Genomic DNA, 257 nt, shown 5'->3' on the forward strand with positions numbered 1-257 from the left:
GGTCATTCACCTGAAGAATGCTTACGTTACGGCATTGCAACAGGCGCATCTACTGCATTTTCTAAAGGCTTAAGTGATTTACATGACATTCATTCATTAATTGATCAAGTACACATTGACAAGATATAAGGGGGAATAGACATGAGCCGTAAAAAAATTGTCGCTGCAACTGGCTGTCCAACAGGCATTGCACATACATTTATGGCAGCTGAGGCATTAAAAATAGCTGCTGAGCAACTAGGGGTCGACATCAAAGT

The 257-nt window shown here is 41.2% G+C and carries 1 pseudogene; it reads left to right on the forward strand.

What is annotated here, in order from left to right:
* Nucleotides 1-141: 141 nt before the first annotated feature.
* Nucleotides 142-257, forward strand: a pseudogene (locus SB658_RS25395) (hypothetical protein); the annotation flags it as partial.

This window comes from Bacillus sp. SIMBA_008, assembly GCF_046535495.1.
GTDB classification, from domain to species: domain Bacteria; phylum Bacillota; class Bacilli; order Bacillales; family Bacillaceae; genus Bacillus; species Bacillus subtilis.